This window comes from Ureibacillus thermophilus (genome assembly GCF_004331915.1).
Taxonomy (GTDB): Bacteria; Bacillota; Bacilli; order Bacillales_A; family Planococcaceae; genus Ureibacillus; species Ureibacillus thermophilus.
This window is the reverse complement of the sequence record NZ_CP036528.1, coordinates 2,553,319-2,573,897: the sequence shown is the minus strand read 5'-3', so window position 1 is coordinate 2,573,897 and position 20,579 is coordinate 2,553,319. Positions and strand designations below refer to the sequence as shown.

Genomic DNA, 20,579 nt, shown 5'->3' with positions numbered 1-20,579 from the left:
AATATGCGCGAAGCAGTAATCGTATCAGGGGCAAGAACGCCGATCGGCAAGGCGAAAAAAGGATCCCTTGCCCAAATGCGCCCTGATGATTTTGGTGCAATCGTTGTAAAAGAAGCAATTAAACGTTCAGGATATGAAGGAGAAATTGATGATTTAATTTTAGGTTGTGCCATGCCGGAAGCAGAGCAAGGAATGAACATAGCAAGAAATATCGGGGCATTGGCAGGACTTCCAGATACAACGCCAGCCATTACTATCAACCGTTTCTGTTCTTCTGGTCTACAATCAATTGCTTATGCAGCTGAGCGAATTATGCTTGGCCATTCAAAGGCGATTGTAGCCGGTGGAGTGGAGTCTATGAGCATGGTGCCAATGATGGGGAACGTGATTCGTCCAAACCCTAAACTTGCTGAAGAGGCTCCGCAATATTACATGAGCATGGGGCATACGGCAGAAGAAGTGGCAAAACGCTATGGAGTAAGCCGCGAAGATCAAGATGAGTTTGCTGTTCGTTCCCATGAATTAGCTCATAAGGCGATTCAAGAAGGTAAATTCAATGATGAAATTGTTCCGATTGAAGTCGTACAGCATTATGTTGATGAAAATAATACATTGAAGGAAAAACGCTTTACGTTCTCAGTGGACGAAGGAGTGCGTCCAGGAACAACGAAGGAAGTGTTGGCGAAATTGCGTCCAGCCTTCAGCGTAAATGGCACAGTGACAGCTGGAAATGCATCCCAAACTTCCGACGGCGCTGCAGCAGTTCTTGTAATGGACCGGGAAGAAGCTGAAAAACAAGGATTAAAACCAATGGCAAAATTTTTAAGCTTTGCTGTTGGGGGCGTTCCACCTGAAGTGATGGGAATCGGACCAATTGAAGCCGTGCCAAAAGCGTTGAAATTGGCAGGTTTGAAACAAGAAGATATCGACTTATGGGAGCTCAATGAAGCCTTTGCTTCCCAATCCCTTCAAGTTATTCGCCATCTAGGTTTAGATATGGATAAAGTAAATGTCAACGGAGGCGCGATTGCATTAGGACATCCGCTAGGTGCAACTGGAGCCATCTTAACATTGAAGCTGATCCATGAATTAAGAAGACAAGGCAAAAAATATGGCGTTGTGACAATGTGCATTGGCGGCGGTATGGGAGCTGCTGGCGTATTTGAAATTTTATATTAATTCGTTTGCTAGATTTAAAACGTGATAGGGAGGAATTGACATGGTTCAAACAACTGACTTTGTAAAAGGTGGAAGCTTCTTAATTGAAGACGTGGATTTAGAAAAAGTGTTTACACCGGAAGATTTTACAGATGAACATATCATGATTGCCAAAACGACAGAAGAATTCGTTGAAAACGAAGTATTGCCAGTATTTGATAAATTGGAAAACCATGAATTTGAACATTCTGTAGAGTTAATGAAAAAAGCAGGGGAACTGGGGCTACTTTCCGCTGACATTCCTGAAGAATACGGCGGCTTAGGTCTTGATAAAATTACTTCAGCTCTAATTGGAGAAAAAATGTCCCGTGCTGGCGGCTTCAGCTTAACGCACGGCGCCCACGTTGGAATCGGTTCATTGCCAATCGTTCTTTTCGGCAATGAAGAACAAAAACAAAAATATTTGCCAAAACTTGCAACGGGCGAATGGATTGCCGCTTATGCGTTGACAGAGCCAGGTTCAGGATCTGACGCATTAGGTGCCAAAACAACTGCAAAACTAAATGAAGCAGGAACTCACTATATTCTAAACGGCGAAAAACAATGGATTACAAACTCTGGTTTTGCCAATGTATTCATTGTCTATGCGAAAGTGGATGGCGAACATTTTACAGCATTCATTGTTGAGCGCTCTTTCCCAGGCGTTTCTGTTGGTCCGGAAGAAAAGAAAATGGGGATTAAATCTTCATCCACTCGCACATTGATTTTAGAAGATGTGCCAGTTCCAGTGGAAAACGTATTAGGCGAAGTTGGAAGAGGTCACGTTGTAGCATTTAACATTTTAAATATCGGCCGCTATAAATTAGGCATTGGTGCAGTAGGCGCTTCAAAACGAGCATTGGAGCTTGCCATCCAATATACAAATCAGCGCAAGCAGTTCAATACGCCTATTTCAAGCTTCAACTTAACAAAAGAAAAACTTGCTACAATGGCATCTCAGCTTTATGCTTCTGAATCGCTTAACTACCGTACAGTAGGCTTATTTGAAGACCGTTTCAGCAAATTATCTGCCGATGAAGCAAAAGATGGCAAAGCAGTAGCAAAAGCTGTTGCGGAATATGCAATTGAATGCTCCATCGCTAAAGTGTTTGGTTCTGAAACTTTGGATTACATTGCGGATGAAGCAGTTCAACTTCACGGCGGTTATGGTTTCATGTCTGAATATGAAGTGGAACGCATTTACCGCGACTCTCGCATCAACCGTATTTTCGAAGGTACAAATGAAATCAACCGCTTGATTGTACCAGGCACATTCATGAAAAAAGCGTTAAAAGGAGAACTTCCTTTATTGCAAGTTGCACAAAACTTACAAGAAGAGCTGCTTATGTTGATGCCTGAAGAAGTGGGCGATGAACCGCTAGCACAAGAAAGATATCTTGTGAAAAATGCGAAGAAAATCGGCATTCTTGCTGCAGGGGTAGCTGCACAACGCTTCGGTACAAAACTTGATCAAGAACAAGAAGTGTTGGTGAACATTGCAAACATCGCAAACTATGTATATGCAATGGAATCAACAGTATTGCGTACAGCAAAAGCTATTGAAAGAGATGGCCTTGAAAAAGCACAACAAAAATTATTGTATACGCAAATCTTCTGCCAAGAAGCTTTTGCAGAAATTGAAAAAGAAGCAAAAGAAATCATCATCGCTTCTGTGGAAGGAGACAATGCACGCATCACGCTTTCTGCATTGCGCAAATTAACTCGCCACAATCCATACAACCTAATCTTGAAAAAACGCGAAGCTGCTGATCGCCTCATCGCAGCAGAAAAATATATCGTATAATCAGCCAAAAAATGTCCGAAAGCCGATCACAACAGCTTTCGGACATTTTTTATCCATTGGTCGGCAAACAACCCGGCTAATTATCCCACTGTTTCCTTCAATCGTTGAATGGTTACAATAGAATGTATTAAAATTTCATGAAAACTCTGCTTGAACACATGATTCGAATCATGCATGATAAAAATAAGAGTTGATAGAAAAATCATGAAAAATAAGGAGATAAAGAAATGACGCTGAAATTTATACATTATCCACGATGCACCACTTGCAAAAAAGCGCAAAAATGGTTGGATGAAAACGGAATAAAATATGAAGCTATTCATATTGTAGAACAAACTCCTACAAAAGAAGAATTAAAATCTTATTGGGAGAAAAGCGGACTTCCGCTGAAAAAATTTTTTAATACATCCGGTCAAAAGTATAGATCCCTTGGCTTAAAGGATAAACTAGATGCGATGTCTGAGGAAGAGCAGTTGGAATTGCTTGCTTCAGATGGAATGTTGATTAAACGGCCTATTATAACAAATGGGGAAAAGGTGACTCTTGGATTTAAAGAGGAAGAGTTTGAAAAGGTTTGGAAGTGACTTGTTTTCGCTAGAGAAATATGTCAAACTGTTAAAAAGATTACATATTTTATGGAGGTTAAAGTATGTCAGTACCAAAGGACTTGCGTTATACTTCAGAACATGAATGGGTAAAAGTAGAAGATGGAAAAGTACGTGTAGGAATCACAGATTATGCACAATCTGAACTTGGCGATATTGTGTTCGTGGAACTTCCTCAAGTAGGCGATGAAATTCGAGTGGGCGAGCCATTCGGTAGCGTGGAATCCGTTAAAACGGTTTCGGAATTATATGCGCCGATTTCAGGGAAAGTGGTAGAAGTGAATGCAGAGTTGGAAGACAGCCCTGAACTTGTCAATGAATCGCCATATGAAAAAGCTTGGATGATTGTGGTGGAGCCGGAAGATGTTTCTCAAATTGAACAATTGTTGACAGCTGAAAAATATGAGGAATTGATTTCCGAATAAGGTAGAGTAAACGCCAGTGCAAGAACTGGCGTTTTTTTAAAAACTTAATATAATAAATAAACAGCCTTTTTATTATCGTGCATGGGGTGAGCAATATGACGTATGAAAAATGTATTATTGTAGAAGGTCGTTCAGATATGCTGAAATTGGTCCCCATCTTAGCGGAAGAGGTAAAGATTGTTTACACGAATGGAACGATTAGCGAAGATGCCCTGTTAGAGCTCCTTGAACCATATGAAGAATGTGAGCTTTATACTTTTTTTGATGCCGATCAATCGGGTGAAAAACTGAGGAAACTCATGAAACGGATTTACTCGGAAGCTATTCATTTAAATGTTCCAAGGACATATATGGAAGTGGCGAATGCACCCCGAAAAGTGCTGGCCCAATTACTGAGAGATGCTAATTTTTCAGTTCATAAAGAATATTTAATATAGGAAATGATGGAAATGGAAGAATGGACAATTGAAACGTGGAAAGAAAAAGCAGAAACACATGAACTAACAGCTTTTTATTTATATACACCATTTTGCGGGACGTGTATGGTTGCTTCTAAAATGATGGAAGTGGTTGAAGCATTGCTTCCTCAAATTCCAATGGGAAAAGCAAATCTTAATTATTTGGAAGAATTCGCTTTTGAGCAGCAAATTGAAAGTGTTCCTTGTTTGATTATTACAAAAAATGGAAAAGTTTACGAAAAAGTCTATGCCTTTAAATCCGTACAAAACTTATATGAAAAGTTGACTTTATAGTTGACATCTAATAGATTCCATGATACATTGATTTCATAATTAAATAGTCAACTCTTATTAAGAGTGGTGGAGGGAAGTGCCCTATGAAACCCGGCAACCATCATAGTTAATATGATAAGGTGCCAAATCACGCAAAGTATTGATTACTTTGAAAGATAAGAGGAAGTTTTACGTATCTTCTTGGGTAGTTCAACTTCCCTTCTACTTATCAAAGTAGGAGGTTTTTTTTATTTCATGTTATATGAATCATAAAAATTGTAAAATTCACAAATGTAGAACGATTACATCATTGCGGTTTGCAAAAAAGGAGTACTTATATGATTGAAGTAAAAGATGTCACAAAAATATTTAAAACGAAAAGTGGACAATTAACCGCAGTTGATCATGTCAGTTTATCCGTTCAAAAAGGTGAAATTTTCGGAATCATCGGATATAGCGGTGCCGGAAAAAGTACGCTCATTCGCCTTTTGAATGGACTAGAAAAACCATCGAGCGGTTCAGTTATTGTCAATGGTCAAGAAATTTCTTCAATTAAAGGAAAAGAATTGCGAAAAGCGCGGCAAAAGATTAGCATGATTTTCCAACACTTTAATTTGTTGTGGTCGAGAACAGTTGCGGAAAATATTGCTTTCCCGTTAGAGATTGCGGGTGTGCCAAAAGCTGAAAGAGAAAAAAGGGTACAAGAGTTGATTGAGCTTGTTGGATTGAAAGGACGTGGAGATGCTTATCCATCCCAGCTTTCCGGCGGCCAGAAACAGCGTGTTGGGATTGCGAGAGCATTAGCCAATAATCCTGAAGTATTGCTATGCGATGAAGCTACAAGTGCATTGGACCCTGAAACAACGGACTCCATTTTGAGTCTGTTAAAAGACATAAATGAGCGTCTTGGTTTGACCATTGTGTTAATTACTCATGAAATGCACGTGATTCGAAAAATTTGCCATCGGGTAGCAGTAATGCAAGCGGGACGTATTGTGGAACAAGGAACAGTTCTTGAAGTGTTCCGAAATCCTCAAGCGGAAATTACGAAAAACTTTGTGATGCAAGTATCCGATTTTAAAGAAACTAAAGAAGCGATTGAACACATTTTGAAAAACTATCCAACGGGAAAAATAGTAAAACTGACTTTCGTAGGAAATACATCGGAACAGCCAGTTATTTCTTATTTAATAAAAGAATTTCAAATTGAAGTGAATATCGTCCATGGCAATATTTCCCAAACAGCGAACGGCCCTTATGGAACTTTAATTGTTCAGCTTGTTGGAGAACAGGAAAAAGTGCAAAAGGCATTAGATAAATTGCAAACGATGAACATTCAAACGGAGGTGATTGCAAATGATTGAGACTTTCTTTCCTAATGTCAAATGGGATATTATGTGGCAAGCAACCTATGACACTCTTTACATGACAATCATCTCTACAGCTATTACCTTCGTTCTTGGATTATTAATTGGAATTTTGCTGTTTTTGACAAGCCCGCATCAATTATGGGCAAATAAAGTGGTGCATTTCTTGACGGGCTCTATTGTCAACATTTTCCGTTCGATTCCGTTTATCATATTAATTATTTTATTAATTCCGTTTACAAAATTTTTGCTTGGGACCATTCGCGGGGTGAATGCCGCTTTGCCGGCGTTGATTATCGGTTCGGCTCCATTCTATGCCCGCCTTGTATTAATCGCATTTAGAGAAGTGGATAAAGGTGTAATTGAAGCAGCAAGATCCATGGGAGCGAATACCTTTACAATCATTTGGAAAGTATTAATTCCAGAATCTAAACCTGCCCTCATTTCAGGTATTACGGTTACGGCTGTTGCCCTTGTTGGCTATACGGCGATGGCCGGAATCATCGGCGCCGGCGGTTTAGGAAACTTGGCCTTTTTGGAAGGTTTCCAACGAAGCCGGGAAGATGTCACACTGATGGCAACGATTTTAATTTTAGTCATTGTCTTTATCATTCAGTGGATAGGCGATATGATTACCGCTAAAACGGACAAGCGTTAGTCGGGTGATTAGGCGAAAGCCGTTCACATAAAAAATAAAGAAGGAGAAGGAGTTATAGATATGAAGAAATTATTGTCATTTTTACTGCTATCAGTGCTTGTACTTGCTCTAGCAGCATGCGGCTCAAAAGAAGATTCAAATTCTTCTACTGATGAAGGTACTAACGAAGACCAAAAAGAAAAAGTTACATTAAAAGTAGGTGCTTCCCATACACCTCATGCAGTCATCCTTGAAAAAGCAAAACCAATTTTAGCTAAAGAAGGCATTGATTTAGAAATTGAAGAGTATCAAGACTATGTATTACCAAACGAAGATTTAAACAATGGGGATTTGGATGCTAACTACTTCCAGCACATTCCATTCCTTGAACAAAAAGTGGAAGAAGAAGGCTATGACATTGTAAATGCTGGTGGAATCCACATCGAACCAATCGGCATTTACTCTAAAAAATATAAATCTTTAGATGAACTACCTGATGGTGCAACCATTTTAATTTCCAATTCCATTCCAGACCATGGCCGCATTTTATCTTTGCTTGAAACACAAGGTTTAATCAAATTAAAAGATGGCATTGATAAAACAAAAGCTACTTTAGAGGATATTGTAGAAAATCCGAAAAACTTAAAAATTGAAGCAACTGACGCTCCTGAAATGATGGTGACTTACTATGAAAATGAAGAAGGAGATGCTGTTGTCATCAACTCCAACTTCGCCATTGATGCTGGTATCAACCCAATTGAAGATTCCATCGCTATTGAAGGTTCAGAATCACCTTATGTAAACATAATTGCTGTACGTTCTGGCGATGAAAACCGCGAAGAAATCAAAAAATTAGTAGAAGTCTTGCGCTCTAAAGAAATTCAAGATTTCATCCTTCAAGAATGGGGTGGCTCTGTAGTTCCAGTAAGTGAATAATAATGAAAAAACCTCCTAATTGAATGTCGGTTAGGAGGTTTTTTCATTATTATTGAAATTGATTTAATCTAGAGAAGAATGAATTGACGAATTTGATGAATACTTGTTCAGAAGGAGCTAATTCTCGGTTGGAAGGATAAATGATTCCTACATTCCGAGTAATATTTGGATTATCAATTTTCATTTTGATCGTTAATCGAGGTGTTGAATCATAGAAGGAACTTTCTGGAAGTAATGTGACACCAATGCCTGCTGCCACCATCCCTTTTAAAGCATCCATATCTTCCCCTTCTGAAGTCACTTTTGGAAGAAAGCCAGCTGATTTGCAAGCATCCACAACGACTTTATGTAGTATGTAACCTTCTGGGAATAGGACAAAGTTGTCATTCCGAAGTTCATCTAAATGAATTTTATCTCGTTTTGCCAGACGATGGTTCGCAGGAAGCAGGGCACAAATATTTTCATTAAATAAAATCATGGAATTGATGCTTTCATCTTTTCGGGGCACAGGTCCTAAAAAGGCAAGGTTTAATTCCCGATTTTTCACTGCTTCGATTAAATATCGGTAAGAACCTTGGCGTAAGTGAAAAGAAACATCAGGATATTCTTTCTTAAAGGCAGAAATGACAGTTGGAAGAACATAGCTTGCTAAACTTGTAGGGAATCCAATTTTGATGGACCCTCTTTGCGGATCTAAATATTCTTCCACTTGTTTTACCGCATAGTCGATGGCATTGAGCGCTGTGATCGCATGCTCTAAAAAAATTTTGCCTATAGGCGTTAATTTTACATTTCGTCCAACTCGTTCAAAAAGCGCGGTACCAAGTTCTTCTTCTAAATTAGCTATTTGCCGGCTGACCGCAGATTGGGCTACATGAAGGTGTTCGGCTGCATCGGATATATGCTCCCGTTCTGCTACTTCAACGAAATAGCGCAATTGACGTAATTCCAGAATACTCCCTCCAATCATCTAAAAAAACGATGAGTCAGTATATGATATATATGTAATTTTTATATTAAAAGAAATTTATATAATTGTAAACGATTGAAAGTTTCGATGATATTTAAAATTCAAAGTTGTCAAATGATTGAGGTAATAAAGACAGATTTATAACTTAAACGATTTTCTTAAATAACAATTATTAAAAATAGAATATCTTTTCCAATGGCTTTGTTAAATAACTCTGTTGATATTCGATAAAAACAAACAGATATTCTATAATGTAGTAAGAACATTTGTTTGGAGGGTTTGAAATGACATGAAGAGAGTTAATAGCAGAGATTAAAAAATTGAATTCAGCAGAACAACATCGGTTAAAAGAATTTTTTATCAATTCTCTTATGTCATTTTCTGCAAGTGAACCTGTCTTTCAAGAAGTAACTGAACGAAAAAATAAAGATGGCTACACCTAATTTATTAATAGAATCAACAATATTCATTAACATAGCATTTCCAATAAAGAAGAGGGAGTAATAAAAGGCATGAATCAACGGTTTTCTTAATATTCATTCATTAATAATACTTCTCAATTAGATGGCGTTTATTGAAAATGAACATGCCTTCTTTTTACAAAAAAGTTAAATGGAAAAACTAAATGGAGGCTTGAAAATCCTAATATTGGTGAGGATTTTACTGATTTGTGGGAAATAAAGTTTAAAACTTTTGCATGCTACCTTGATTTAGGTTAAGATTAGAATGATAATAAATTAGTAATGGTATTGCCAACCATAACAAAGATGGAGGTATATAGATGTCAACTTTAGTGATTAAAGATCTTCACGTAGCAATTGAAGGAAAAGAAATATTAAAAGGTGTAAACCTAACAATTAATACAAATGAAGTACACGCAATCATGGGGCCAAACGGAACAGGGAAATCCACTTTAGCTTCTGCGATTATGGGTCATCCTAAATATGAAGTAACTCAAGGAACAATTGAAATAGATGGAGAAAATGTTTTGGAAATGGAAGTGGATGAGCGCGCAAAAGCTGGACTTTTCCTTGCGATGCAATATCCATCTGAAATTTCTGGTGTAACAAATGCGGACTTCATCCGTTCGGCTATCAATGCCCGCCGCGGGGAAGGCAATGAAATTTCAATTATGAAGTTTATCCGCGAATTGGATAAAACAATGGAATTCCTTGAAATGGACCCTGAAATGGCTCAACGCTATTTAAATGAAGGTTTCTCCGGCGGGGAAAAGAAACGCAATGAAATCCTTCAAATGATGATGCTTAAACCAAAATTTGCGATTTTGGACGAAATTGACTCAGGTCTTGATATCGACGCATTGAAAGTTGTATCAAAAGGCGTTAATGAAATGCGCGGCGAAGATTTCGGCTGCTTAGTGATTACCCACTATCAACGCTTATTGAACTACATTACTCCTGACTATGTTCACGTGATGATGCAAGGCCGCATTGTGAAATCCGGCGGACCTGAGCTAGCGAAAAAACTAGAAGCAGAAGGTTATGAATGGATTAAAAAAGAGTTGGGTATTGAAGATACAGACGCAGTAACTGAAAAAGAAGCTTAATGTAGGAGGACGATTTAAGATGACGGTTGAAACAAAATTGGCGTTATCAGCTAGTGAAGTCCGCTCGTTCTCTGAATCAAACAACGAACCGAAATGGTTTGCTGATTTACGTGCGGCTGCCCTTGAAAAAGCTAGTGATTTACCAATGCCGAAACCAGATAAAACAAATATCGACAAATGGGATTTCATTAATTTCCCTAAACATACAGTGAAAAGTGAACTTTTCGCTATTGAAGATTTGCCTGAACAAGTAAAAGAATTAATTGATGTTGAACAACAGGAAAATCTTTATATTCAACGAAACAATACGCCTGTTATTTTAAAGCTTTCCGATGAATTGAAAGCACAAGGCGTGATTTTCACTGACTTCTTAACAGCTGTGCGCGAACATGGCGATTTAGTGCAACAATATTTTATGACAACAGCTGTGAAATTGGATGAGCATAAATTAACGGCTTATCATGCAGCGTTAGTAAACGGCGGTGTATTTTTATATGTTCCGCAAAATGTTGTCATCGAAAAGCCGATACAAGTAGTATTCCTAAATGATGATGAAGAAGCTTCCTTATTTAATCATGTATTGATTGTGGCAGACAAAAATTCATCTGTAACATATGTGGAAAACTACTTATCCACTGTAGATGCGGCAAAAGGCCAAGCTAACTTAATCGAAGAAGTAGTTGCACTAGACAATGCCCAAGTAACGTTCGGTGCAGTAGACGTGCTTGCCAAAGGATTTACAACATATGTAAACCGCCGCGCCCATTTATACCGAGATGCGAAAATCAACTGGGCTTTAGGTTTAATGAACAACTCAGATACTATTTCTGAAAACATTACACACCTTGTTGGCGACGGCTCCAATGCGGATGCAAAAACAGTTGTAGTGGGAACAGGAAATCAAAAGCAAAACTTTACAACTGAAATTCGCCACTGGGGCAAAAACTCTGAAGGCTTTATTTTGACTCACGGTGTTATGAAAGATGCGGCTCAAAGCATTTTTAACGGCATCGGCAAAATTGAACATGGTGCATCCAAATCCAATGCTCAACAAGAATCCCGCGTATTGATGCTTTCAAGCAAAGCTCGCGGAGATGCCAACCCGATATTATTAATCGATGAAAATGACGTTATGGCAGGACACGCGGCTTCTGTGGGACGCGTAGATCCAATGCAGCTTTACTATATGATGAGCCGAGGTATTTCGAAAGAAGAAGCAGAGCGTTTAATCATCCACGGTTTCCTTGCGCCAGTAGTCAATTCATTGCCAATTGAAGGAGTTAAAAACCAATTAACAAAGGTAATTGAAGGGAAAGTTCGTAAATGAATGAATTTCGAAAAGATTTTCTTATTTTGAATCAAGAAGTAAACGGGCATCCGCTCGTTTACCTTGATAGCGCCGCAACATCCCAAAAACCTGAACAAGTATTGGAAGTCGTTCGAAAATATTATGATTTTGATAATTCCAATGTGCATCGCGGAGTCCACACGCTAGGAAATCGTGCAACGGATGCCTATGAAGGGGCCCGGGAAAAAATCCGCAAATTCATTAATGCCAGATCAACAAAAGAAATCATTTATACAAGAGGCACAACGACTTCTTTGAATACAGTTGCGAGTGCTTATGGAAGACAAAATGTAGAGGAAGGCGATGAAATCGTCATCACTTATATGGAACACCATTCAAACTTGATTCCATGGCAGCAACTCGCAAAAGAAAAAAAGGCAGTATTAAAATATATCGATTTGGAAGAAGACGGAACGATTTCATTGGATACGGTGAGAAAAACGATTACACCGAAAACGAAAATTGTGGCCATGACAATGGCTTCAAACGTTTTAGGTACGATCAATCCAGTGAAAGAAGTTGCTACTATCGCCCATGAAAATGGGGCGGTGATGGTGGTGGATGCAGCTCAGGCAGCACCGCATATGCCGATTGATGTACAAGATATTGATTGCGATTTCCTTGCTTTTTCCGGCCATAAAATGTGCGCTCCTACTGGAATCGGTGTGCTTTATGGAAAACAAGAGCTGTTAGAAAAAACAGAACCGATTGAATTTGGCGGCGAAATGATTGATTTCGTTGATTTATACGATTCCACATGGAAAGAGCTTCCTTGGAAATTTGAAGGTGGTACACCAAACATTGCGGGAGCCATTGGATTAGGAGCTGCCATCGACTATTTGACAAATATCGGCATGGAGCGTATTCGACAACATGAACATGAATTAGTGGCATATGCTTTATCTGAAATGGAGAAAATTGAAGGACTTCGTATGTACGGTCCAAAAGATCCAGAAAAACGTTGCGGTCTAATTACATTTAATTTAGATGGCGTGCATCCTCACGATCTTGCCACTGTGCTTGATATGAGAGGAATTGCCATTCGCGCAGGACATCACTGTGCACAACCGTTGATGAAATGGCTGAAAGTTTCTGCAACAGCACGGGCAAGTTTCTATCTTTATAACAATAAAGAAGATATCGATGCGCTAATTGAAGGATTGCACGCAGCGAAGGAGTATTTTAACAATGTCATTGAATAATTTAGATCAACTATATCGTCGGGTCATCATGGAGCATTATAAAAAGCCACGCAACAAAGGATATTTAGATGAAAATAATGTGACAATTGATATGAATAACCCAACATGCGGCGACCGCATCCATCTGACATTAAAAATCAATGATGGCATTGTGGAAGATGCCAAATTTGATGGAGAAGGTTGCTCCATTTCCATGTCATCTGCTTCGATGATGACAGAAATCATTAAAGGGAAAAAAGTGGAAGAAGCCATTGAACTAGCTGATATTTTTTCAAAAATGATGCTAGGTGAAGAAATCGATGAAGAAACATTGGATGAATTAGGGGATCTTGCTGCATTGCAAGGTGTGTCTAAATTCCCTGCCCGCATTAAATGTGCAACTCTTGCTTGGAAAGCGATGGAAAAAGGAGTTAAACAACAAGAGTTAAAATAACTTTGAACGGAGGAGAAAACATGGCAAAAAATGTGCCTGATATTGGTGATTACAAATACGGTTTCCGTGATAAGGACGTTTCGATATTCCGTTCAAAACGTGGATTAACCGAAGAAATCGTCCGTGAAATTTCAACAATGAAAAACGAACCTGAATGGATGCTCGAGGCTCGATTAAAAGCCCTTGAAATATTCTACTCAAAACCAATGCCACAATGGGGTGGCGACCTATCCGAATTAAACTTCGATGAAATCACTTACTATGTAAAACCAACTGAAACAACACAACGCTCTTGGGATGAAGTGCCTGAAGAAATTAAAAGAACGTTCGACCGTTTAGGTATTCCTGAAGCGGAACAAAAATATTTAGCTGGTGTTTCCGCCCAATACGAATCTGAAGTAGTTTACCATAACATGAAAAAAGAACTGGAAGAAAAAGGGATTATCTTCAAAGATACAGACTCAGCTCTTAAAGAAAACGAAGAATTGTTCAAAAAGTATTGGGGAACAGTGGTGCCAGCATCTGATAACAAATTTGCTGCATTGAATACGGCTGTTTGGTCTGGGGGCTCATTTATCTATGTGCCGCCTGGCGTAAAAGTGGATACGCCGCTTCAAGCATACTTCCGCATCAACTCTGAAAATATGGGACAATTCGAACGTACATTGATTATTGTGGATGAAGGGGCACACGTGCATTATGTAGAAGGATGTACGGCGCCAGTTTACTCAACAAGCTCTCTGCACTCAGCGGTTGTAGAAATCATTGTGAAAAAAGATGCTTACTGCCGCTACACAACAATCCAAAACTGGTCCAACAACGTGTACAACTTGGTAACAAAACGTACAATCGTTGAAGAAAACGGAACAATGGAATGGATTGACGGTAATATCGGTTCAAAACTTACAATGAAATATCCTGCCTGCATCTTGAAAGGTGAAGGCGCTCGCGGCATGACATTATCCATCGCCTTAGCAGGTAAAGGACAACACCAAGACGCTGGTGCGAAAATGATCCACTTAGCGCCGAATACTTCATCCACAATCGTGTCAAAATCCATTTCAAAACAAGGCGGTAAAGTAACATACCGCGGTATTGTCCGCTTCGGTCCTAAAGCAAGCGGCGCCCGCGCGAATATTGAATGTGACACATTGATTTTGGATAATGAATCTGCTTCCGATACTATTCCATACAACGAAATTATGAATGACAACGTGTCCCTTGAGCACGAAGCGAAAGTATCCAAAGTATCCGAAGAACAATTATTCTACTTGATGAGCCGCGGCATTTCTGAACAGGAAGCGACAGAAATGATCGTTATGGGCTTCATTGAACCATTTACTCGCGAACTACCAATGGAATACGCGGTAGAAATGAACCGTTTAATTAAATTTGAAATGGAAGGTTCGATTGGATAAACCTATTAAACGTACGCTTTACCTGTAAAAATCGAGTGCATTTTGCTGCACTCGATTTTTTTAATATACATAAACACAAATATGTTCATGAGCATGGTGAATATCCACAGGCAATATAGCTGAGGATTTTCAGTTGGCTAATATTTCACTGAGAATGACTGAATTGTCCCAAATTCAATCAAAATGCTATACTAAAATAACTGTAAAAATTTTCAGAAAACGGATTGATTAATTCTAAAAAACTTGTATACTAAAATTAAACGTAACATACCAACCGGTCAGTATGAAAGGAGTTGATTAAAATGGATTTTTCCTTTTCTCCAAAAGTGGAGGAATTAATCAAAAAATTAAACCATTTTATGGAAGAGTACATTTATCCAAACGAAAAAGTATATGAAGAACAGCTAATCCAACAAGAAAACAGGTGGAGTGCCGTGCCGCCCATTATCGAAGAATTAAAGGAAAAGGCAAAAGAGCAAGGGCTTTGGAATCTGTTTTTGCCAGACAGCGAATATGGAGCAGGACTAACCAATTTAGAATATGCTCCTTTATGTGAAATTATGGGCCGTTCGCTAATAGCGCCGGAAGTGTTTAACTGCAATGCGCCGGATACGGGAAATATGGAAGTGCTAGTGAGATATGGTTCTGAACAACAAAAGAAAGAGTGGCTTATTCCATTGCTCAATGGAGAAATACGCTCATGTTTTGCAATGACAGAACCGGATGTGGCTTCATCGGATGCGACGAATATTGAAGCGAGCATTGTGCGCGATGGAGATGAATATGTAATTAACGGAAGAAAATGGTGGTCTTCGGGCGCAGGGGATCCTCGATGCAAAATTGCCATAGTGATGGGAAAAACAACCCCGAATGCCAACCGTTATGAGCAGCAATCCATGATTCTTGTTCCCCTTTATACACCAGGTGTCAAAATTGAACGAATGCTTCCGGTGTTTGGATATGACCATGCTCCACATGGCCACGGGGAAATTACCTTTGAAAATGTTCGGGTGCCAGCAGAGAACATCATCTGGGGAGAAGGGAAAGGATTTGCCATCGCCCAAGGAAGGCTAGGGCCAGGAAGAATTCATCATTGCATGAGACTGATTGGTGCTGCTGAACGCGCCCTTGAAATCATGTGCAAGCGGGTATTAAATCGTGTGGCTTTTGGAAGAACATTGGCAGAACAAGGAGTCGTTCGCGATTGGATTGCCACATCAAGAATTGAAATTGAACAAGCAAGACTGTTGACTTTAAAAGCTGCCTATATGATGGATACAGTTGGAAACAAAGAAGCAAAGACGGAAATTGCCATGATTAAAGTGGTTGCGCCGAATATTGCATTGAATGTCATCGACCGGGCGATTCAAGCATTAGGGGCAGCAGGGGTTTCTGATGATTTTCCGCTCGCTGCGATGTGGGCAAATTCTCGCACGTTAAGAATCGCTGATGGGCCAGATGAAGTGCACAAAAGACAAATTGCAAAACTGGAACTAAAAAAATATCAATAATGAAATAGAATTCCAGAATCGAACATCGTTTTATGTAAGCGTTTTATTTTTTCAAAAGAAAATAAAGAAAGAAGGGAAAAGTATGCATGTTAAAGAGCTTTTTGATCTCACTGGAAAAACAGCCATAGTCACTGGCGGAGGACGAGGACTTGGAGAACAAATTGCAACAGGCCTTGCTGAAGCGGGTGCCAATGTCGTTTTATGTTCGCGAAAAGTGGAAGCTTGCCAAGAAGTTGCCAATGAATTAGAGCAGCTTGGTGTGAAAACGTTGGCATTACAATGTGACGTAACGAATTCAGAAGATGTACAGAACGTGGTGGAGCAAACGCTCAATCATTTTGAGAAGATTGATATTTTAGTCAACAATAGCGGAGCAACATGGGGAGCGCCAGCCGTTGATATGCCTTTGGAAGCATGGCAAAAAGTGATGAATGTAAATGTTACCGGAACCTTTTTAATGAGCCAGGCGGTAGGCAGGGAAATGATTAAACAAAGAGCGGGAAAAATTATTAACATTTCTTCCATTGCAGGGTTTATTGGAACAGATCCGAAGCTGATGGATACAGTTGCTTATAATGCCAGCAAAGGAGCAGTCAATACATTAACAAAAGATTTGGCGGTTAAATGGGGACAATATAACATCAACGTCAACGCCATCGCTCCGGGATTTTTCCCTACAAAAATGTCAAAAGACATCATTGAGAGAGGAAAAGATGCCTTTTTAGAAGCAACTCCATTAAATCGCTTTGGCTCAGAAAATGATTTAAAGGGTGTCGCGCTGTTTCTAGCTTCAAAGGCTTCTGATTATATTACAGGTGAAATCATCATCGTGGATGGCGGAATGCATGCAAAATAATAAAGGATTGACGCTGAATCTAGTCCTCCAATCTTCTGGGATGCTCATTTTGCATGAAAATTTTATGATATAATTACGACAACAATATTGGAAGATTGCGGGGATTAGAGAGTGAAAGAAAAAATTATTGAAGCAAGCATCCGATTATTTGAGAACAAGGGGTATAGTGAAACTTCCATTCAAGATATTGTAGATGAGTTGGGAGTAACAAAAGGAACATTTTATTATTATTTCTCTAGCAAAGAAGAATTGTTGATGGAAATCCATCAAAACTATATTGACCATATTTTGAAGGTTCAAGAGGACATCATTTCCGACGAAAGCAAAAATAATCGAACAAAGCTTTTTGAAATTATTTATATGTTGCTTCGAAGCATCAAAACCCATGGATCAAGTGCATTAATTTTCTTCAGGGAAATGAATAATTTAAGCGAAGCAAGTTTAGCAGAAATCATTCCAAAGAGAGATAAGTTTCGTTTCAATATTGAAAAGGTAGTCCAAGAAGGCATAAGTAGTGGGGAGTTTCGTTCGGATTTAAATCCATCCATCATCACCTTAGGTATTTTAGGAATGACGAATTGGAGCTATAAGTGGTTTAAACCAGATGGTCCGCTTTCAGATAAAGAAGTATCAGAAATTTATACGGAAATCATTTTACATGGTATAGAAAAAGAAGAACGTTAAAAAATTTGTTCTTGCTGTTTTTTATATACTAGCCATCACATACCAACCGGTTAGTATGTGATGGCTGGATGAAAAAATCGGAAGGAGTGATTTTGATGGCGGGGGTTTATAATGAAACGATTCCTGTGCGAAAAGGAGAAGAATTAAATTTAGAAGTTCTTGAATCCTTTTTGAGAAAAAATATTGACCATCTCCCAGATGCCCCTTTAGAATTGCTGCAATTTTCAGCTGGGCATTCCAATTTAACGTATCAAATTAAAATAGGAGATTGGGAGGCTGTTTTAAGAAGACCGCCATTAGGACCTGTTGCACCAAAGGCCCATGATATGGAAAGGGAATTCAACATTATTTCTGCCATCCATCCATTTTTTGATGCTGCACCAAAGCCAATATTGTTTTCCAATGATGAGTCGATTGTTGGAAGCCCCTTCTTCTTAATGGAAAGAAAACATGGAGTCCTTCTAGACACAGCTTTTCCGAGCCATATTCAACCAACTAAAGAGTTAGGCAGACGGTTGTCGGAAATTATGGTGGACCAGCTTGTCAATCTTCATTCCATCGATTTTAAACAAACGGAATTAGTGAAGATGAGCAAACCTGAAGGCTTTATGGAACGGCAAGTCCATGGCTGGATTTCTAGATTTCAGAAGTCTAAAACAGATGAAATTGAAGAAGCAGAATTGGTAATGAAATGGTTAGCAGAGCATATACCGTTACGGGATGAAGCAACGATTATTCATTATGATTATAAATTCAACAACGCCATGTTTAATGAAGAATTAACGAAAATGGTTGGATTATTTGATTGGGAGATGACGACAGTAGGCGATCCGCTTGCCGATCTTGGGGTTGCCATGAGTTATTGGGTGCAAGGCGATGACCCGAAACTGTTGAAAGTAATGTTTGGGGAACCCCTTATTACAGTAATGGATGGGTTTATGACAAGGGATGAATTTATCGAAGCCTATGCAAAGAAAAGCAAACGCGATGTGGACAATATGCAGTTTTATATGCTCTTTGCTTATTTTAAATTAGCGGTCATTGCCCAGCAAATTTACTATCGCTACAAGAAAGGGCAAACGAGGGATGAACGTTTTGCCAAGTTTGGTCAATTAGTAAAATCTCTTATCGTTTATATCAATGAAAAGCTAAATTCATAGGAAACATTGTCAAACAAAGGGGCGGCATAATGGGAAAAATTCACCTTCTCTTAACAAAGGAAGAAATTGATGAGGAAAAAATAAAAGAAGGAAATAAAATTGTTGTAGTTTTGGATGTCTTGCTAGCAACGACCACCATCACTTCCGCTTTGCATAATGGAGCCACTGAAGTTGTCCCGGTGATGAATTCTTTGGAAGCATTGGAAGCGGCAAAAGCATATGAAGAGGGGCAATATATCCTTTCCGGTGAAAGTAAAGCAAAACCCATTGAAGGATTTGTTTATCCAAGTCCATCCATCCTTCGGGAAAAAGTAAAGGGAAAAGCTTTAATTGTATCTACGACGAATGGTACAGTTGCGATTCGAAAAGCCTCTGGTGCAAAAAGGACTTATGTTTCGTCTTTATTGAATAATCCTTTTGTGGCGGAAAAGGTGAAGGAACAGGGATTAGAAGAGACGATTCTTGTGATATGTTCCGGTACTTCTGGAAAGTTGAGTTTAGAAGATTTTTATGGAGCAGGGCATTTTCTTTCCTGTTTGTTGGAGCATGATGATGGACAGTTGAAATTAACCGATGCGGCAATGGCAGCCCTTCTATTTTATAAAGGAAATGCTGGTGATGCCTTTGAAATTTTCCGTTCTTCTTATGTCGGGAAATTATTTGAAAAAAATCAGTTCATTGATGAATTAGCCTTTGCAGCGCAGCAAGGGACGATTCCCATTGTTCCGATTTTAAAAGGGCAAAAAATTGTTGCAGAACATTCTATAAAGCTATAGTACAAAAATTATTTTTTTGAATATTCGAGATTTTGAAATGGAGGTATTGCGTTTGAACACAGTGCATATCAAATTTTGGCCAAAACGGCTCACAAAAACATTAACGACGCCTAAAACAACTCTATATGATAATCTCGTGGTGACGGCAAGAAGATATCCCGATAAAACAGCAGTCTACTACTATGGGGCGCAGTATAGTTATCAAGAAATCTTGCAGCAAGTGAATAATTTAGCCGGATACCTTCAACAAAAATTGGACGTTCAACCTGGAGACAGGGTGATTTTATATATGCAAAATTCCCCACAATATCTCATTGCTTTTTATGCGATATTGCGGGCAAGAGCGATCGTTGTACCAATTAACCCGATGAATACGACGAATGAACTTTCTTATTATATTAAAGATTGCGAAGTGAAAACAGCAATTGTTGGGCAAGAGCTGTTCCCTCAAATTGAACCGCTCCAAGGAAGCACTTCGTTGGAACATATCATTGTAGCAACTTATTCTGATTATTTGCCGGAAGAATTGAAGATTGACAATTTATCAAGCGAATTAACTGCTCCTAGAAAAGAAAATCTCAAAGGGGCTTGTCTAAAAAGTCCATAAAAACAGAGCGAATGGAGAAAACAATGAGTTTTTCCATTCGCTCTGTTTCCTTATTTTTGAAATTGGTTTGGGAATTTTTGCAGTTCTTCAAAGGAAAATAGGCTTTCTTGTAGAATATACAAAGTGACTTCCTCCTTTTGAATTTTTTGTTGTTTCGTCACTTCAAAAATTCTACAAATAAGGGGTGAAGTCCTTTTTTATGCTTTAGAAAACCTTATGACTCTTGGGTTGAAAAATGTGCAAAATGCTCAAATAATAAAAAGAATATTGGTACAGTGAAAATTATTAATAAAAATACTATTGAGGAGAATACTGAAAGAAAAAATTGGAAAAAATTTTTTAATC

General features: G+C 38.8%; 20 protein-coding genes, 2 pseudogenes and 1 riboswitch. Of the genes and pseudogenes, 21 read left to right on the top strand and 1 reads right to left on the bottom strand.

Features of this window, described 5'->3' with window-relative positions:
- Nucleotides 1–3: 3 nt before the first annotated feature.
- The 9 genes from DKZ56_RS12865 (at nt 4) to DKZ56_RS12825 (ending at nt 7,702) form a co-directional block, all read left to right on the top strand.
- Nucleotides 4–1,179 carry an acetyl-CoA C-acetyltransferase gene (locus DKZ56_RS12865; protein ID WP_208650343.1) on the top strand — a complete coding sequence of 392 codons (1,176 nt, stop codon included), beginning with the start codon at nt 4–6 and terminating at the stop codon, nt 1,177–1,179.
- A gap of 40 nt (nt 1,180–1,219) precedes the next feature.
- The gene (locus DKZ56_RS12860) at nt 1,220–3,001 is read left to right on the top strand and encodes an acyl-CoA dehydrogenase FadE (RefSeq protein ID WP_208650342.1); all 1,782 of its coding nucleotides are present in this window, start codon (nt 1,220–1,222) and stop codon (nt 2,999–3,001) included.
- Between the two features lie 227 nt (nt 3,002–3,228).
- Nucleotides 3,229–3,585 (top strand): arsenate reductase family protein, encoded by a 357-nt coding sequence (locus DKZ56_RS12855; protein WP_208650341.1) that lies wholly within the window; start codon nt 3,229–3,231, stop codon nt 3,583–3,585.
- A gap of 65 nt (nt 3,586–3,650) precedes the next feature.
- A complete protein-coding gene (gene gcvH / locus DKZ56_RS12850) occupies nt 3,651–4,031 on the top strand; it encodes a glycine cleavage system protein GcvH (protein ID WP_208650340.1) in 381 nt (126 codons plus the stop codon).
- A 95-nt stretch (nt 4,032–4,126) separates the two neighbouring features.
- The gene (locus DKZ56_RS12845) at nt 4,127–4,468 is read left to right on the top strand and encodes a toprim domain-containing protein (protein WP_208650339.1); all 342 of its coding nucleotides are present in this window, start codon (nt 4,127–4,129) and stop codon (nt 4,466–4,468) included.
- 12 nt (nt 4,469–4,480) lie between these two features.
- Nucleotides 4,481–4,783 (top strand): thioredoxin family protein, encoded by a 303-nt coding sequence (locus DKZ56_RS12840; RefSeq protein WP_208650338.1) that lies wholly within the window; start codon nt 4,481–4,483, stop codon nt 4,781–4,783.
- A gap of 51 nt (nt 4,784–4,834) precedes the next feature.
- A riboswitch (SAM riboswitch) is annotated at nt 4,835–4,945 on the top strand.
- A 155-nt stretch (nt 4,946–5,100) separates the two neighbouring features.
- Nucleotides 5,101–6,126, top strand: coding sequence for a methionine ABC transporter ATP-binding protein (locus tag DKZ56_RS12835; RefSeq protein ID WP_208650337.1), 1,026 nt, complete (start codon nt 5,101–5,103; stop codon nt 6,124–6,126).
- Nucleotides 6,119–6,787, top strand: coding sequence for a methionine ABC transporter permease (locus DKZ56_RS12830; protein ID WP_208650336.1), 669 nt, complete (start codon nt 6,119–6,121; stop codon nt 6,785–6,787). The genes DKZ56_RS12835 and DKZ56_RS12830 overlap by 8 nt, the downstream gene beginning before the upstream one ends.
- Nucleotides 6,788–6,847: 60 nt before the next feature.
- Nucleotides 6,848–7,702, top strand: a complete 855-nt coding sequence (locus tag DKZ56_RS12825) for a MetQ/NlpA family ABC transporter substrate-binding protein (protein ID WP_208650335.1) — start codon at nt 6,848–6,850, stop codon at nt 7,700–7,702.
- Nucleotides 7,703–7,751: 49 nt separating this feature from the next.
- Here the strand turns inward: DKZ56_RS12825 and gltC are convergent, their stop codons facing one another.
- Nucleotides 7,752–8,654: a glutamate biosynthesis transcriptional regulator GltC gene (gltC, locus tag DKZ56_RS12820; RefSeq protein WP_208652258.1), complete on the bottom strand. Its 903-nt coding sequence runs from the start codon at nt 8,652–8,654 to the stop codon at nt 7,752–7,754.
- A 320-nt stretch (nt 8,655–8,974) separates the two neighbouring features.
- Between gltC and DKZ56_RS12815 the strand changes: the two are divergent.
- From DKZ56_RS12815 to DKZ56_RS12760, 12 genes and pseudogenes are all read left to right on the top strand, one after another.
- A pseudogene (locus tag DKZ56_RS12815) lies at nt 8,975–9,112 on the top strand (IS1595 family transposase); the annotation flags it as partial.
- Between the two features lie 341 nt (nt 9,113–9,453).
- Nucleotides 9,454–10,239, top strand: coding sequence for a Fe-S cluster assembly ATPase SufC (gene sufC / locus DKZ56_RS12810; protein WP_208650334.1), 786 nt, complete (start codon nt 9,454–9,456; stop codon nt 10,237–10,239).
- Between the two features lie 19 nt (nt 10,240–10,258).
- On the top strand, nt 10,259–11,566 hold the full coding sequence (gene sufD / locus DKZ56_RS12805) for a Fe-S cluster assembly protein SufD (RefSeq protein WP_208650333.1): 1,308 nt from the start codon (nt 10,259–10,261) through the stop codon (nt 11,564–11,566).
- Nucleotides 11,563–12,789, top strand: coding sequence for a cysteine desulfurase (locus DKZ56_RS12800; protein ID WP_208650332.1), 1,227 nt, complete (start codon nt 11,563–11,565; stop codon nt 12,787–12,789). The genes sufD and DKZ56_RS12800 overlap by 4 nt, the downstream gene beginning before the upstream one ends.
- Nucleotides 12,776–13,222: a Fe-S cluster assembly sulfur transfer protein SufU gene (gene sufU / locus DKZ56_RS12795; RefSeq protein WP_208650331.1), complete on the top strand. Its 447-nt coding sequence runs from the start codon at nt 12,776–12,778 to the stop codon at nt 13,220–13,222. Before DKZ56_RS12800 ends, sufU begins: the two co-directional genes overlap by 14 nt.
- Nucleotides 13,223–13,242: 20 nt before the next feature.
- Nucleotides 13,243–14,640 (top strand): Fe-S cluster assembly protein SufB, encoded by a 1,398-nt coding sequence (sufB, locus tag DKZ56_RS12790; RefSeq protein ID WP_208650330.1) that lies wholly within the window; start codon nt 13,243–13,245, stop codon nt 14,638–14,640.
- Between the two features lie 302 nt (nt 14,641–14,942).
- Entirely contained in the window at nt 14,943–16,151 is a 1,209-nt protein-coding gene (locus DKZ56_RS12785) for an acyl-CoA dehydrogenase (RefSeq protein ID WP_208650329.1), read from the top strand.
- An 82-nt stretch (nt 16,152–16,233) separates the two neighbouring features.
- Nucleotides 16,234–17,007, top strand: a complete 774-nt coding sequence (locus DKZ56_RS12780) for an SDR family oxidoreductase (protein ID WP_208650328.1) — start codon at nt 16,234–16,236, stop codon at nt 17,005–17,007.
- A 111-nt stretch (nt 17,008–17,118) separates the two neighbouring features.
- Complete coding sequence (locus DKZ56_RS12775; protein ID WP_208650327.1) at nt 17,119–17,691, top strand: TetR/AcrR family transcriptional regulator; 573 nt, start codon at nt 17,119–17,121, stop codon at nt 17,689–17,691.
- 95 nt (nt 17,692–17,786) lie between these two features.
- On the top strand, nt 17,787–18,851 hold the full coding sequence (locus DKZ56_RS12770; protein ID WP_208650326.1) for a phosphotransferase family protein: 1,065 nt from the start codon (nt 17,787–17,789) through the stop codon (nt 18,849–18,851).
- A gap of 29 nt (nt 18,852–18,880) precedes the next feature.
- On the top strand, nt 18,881–19,627 hold the full coding sequence (locus tag DKZ56_RS12765; RefSeq protein ID WP_208650325.1) for a 2-phosphosulfolactate phosphatase: 747 nt from the start codon (nt 18,881–18,883) through the stop codon (nt 19,625–19,627).
- A 52-nt stretch (nt 19,628–19,679) separates the two neighbouring features.
- Nucleotides 19,680–20,198, top strand: a pseudogene (locus DKZ56_RS12760) (AMP-binding protein); the annotation flags it as partial.
- Between the last annotated feature and the right edge of the window lie 381 nt (nt 20,199–20,579).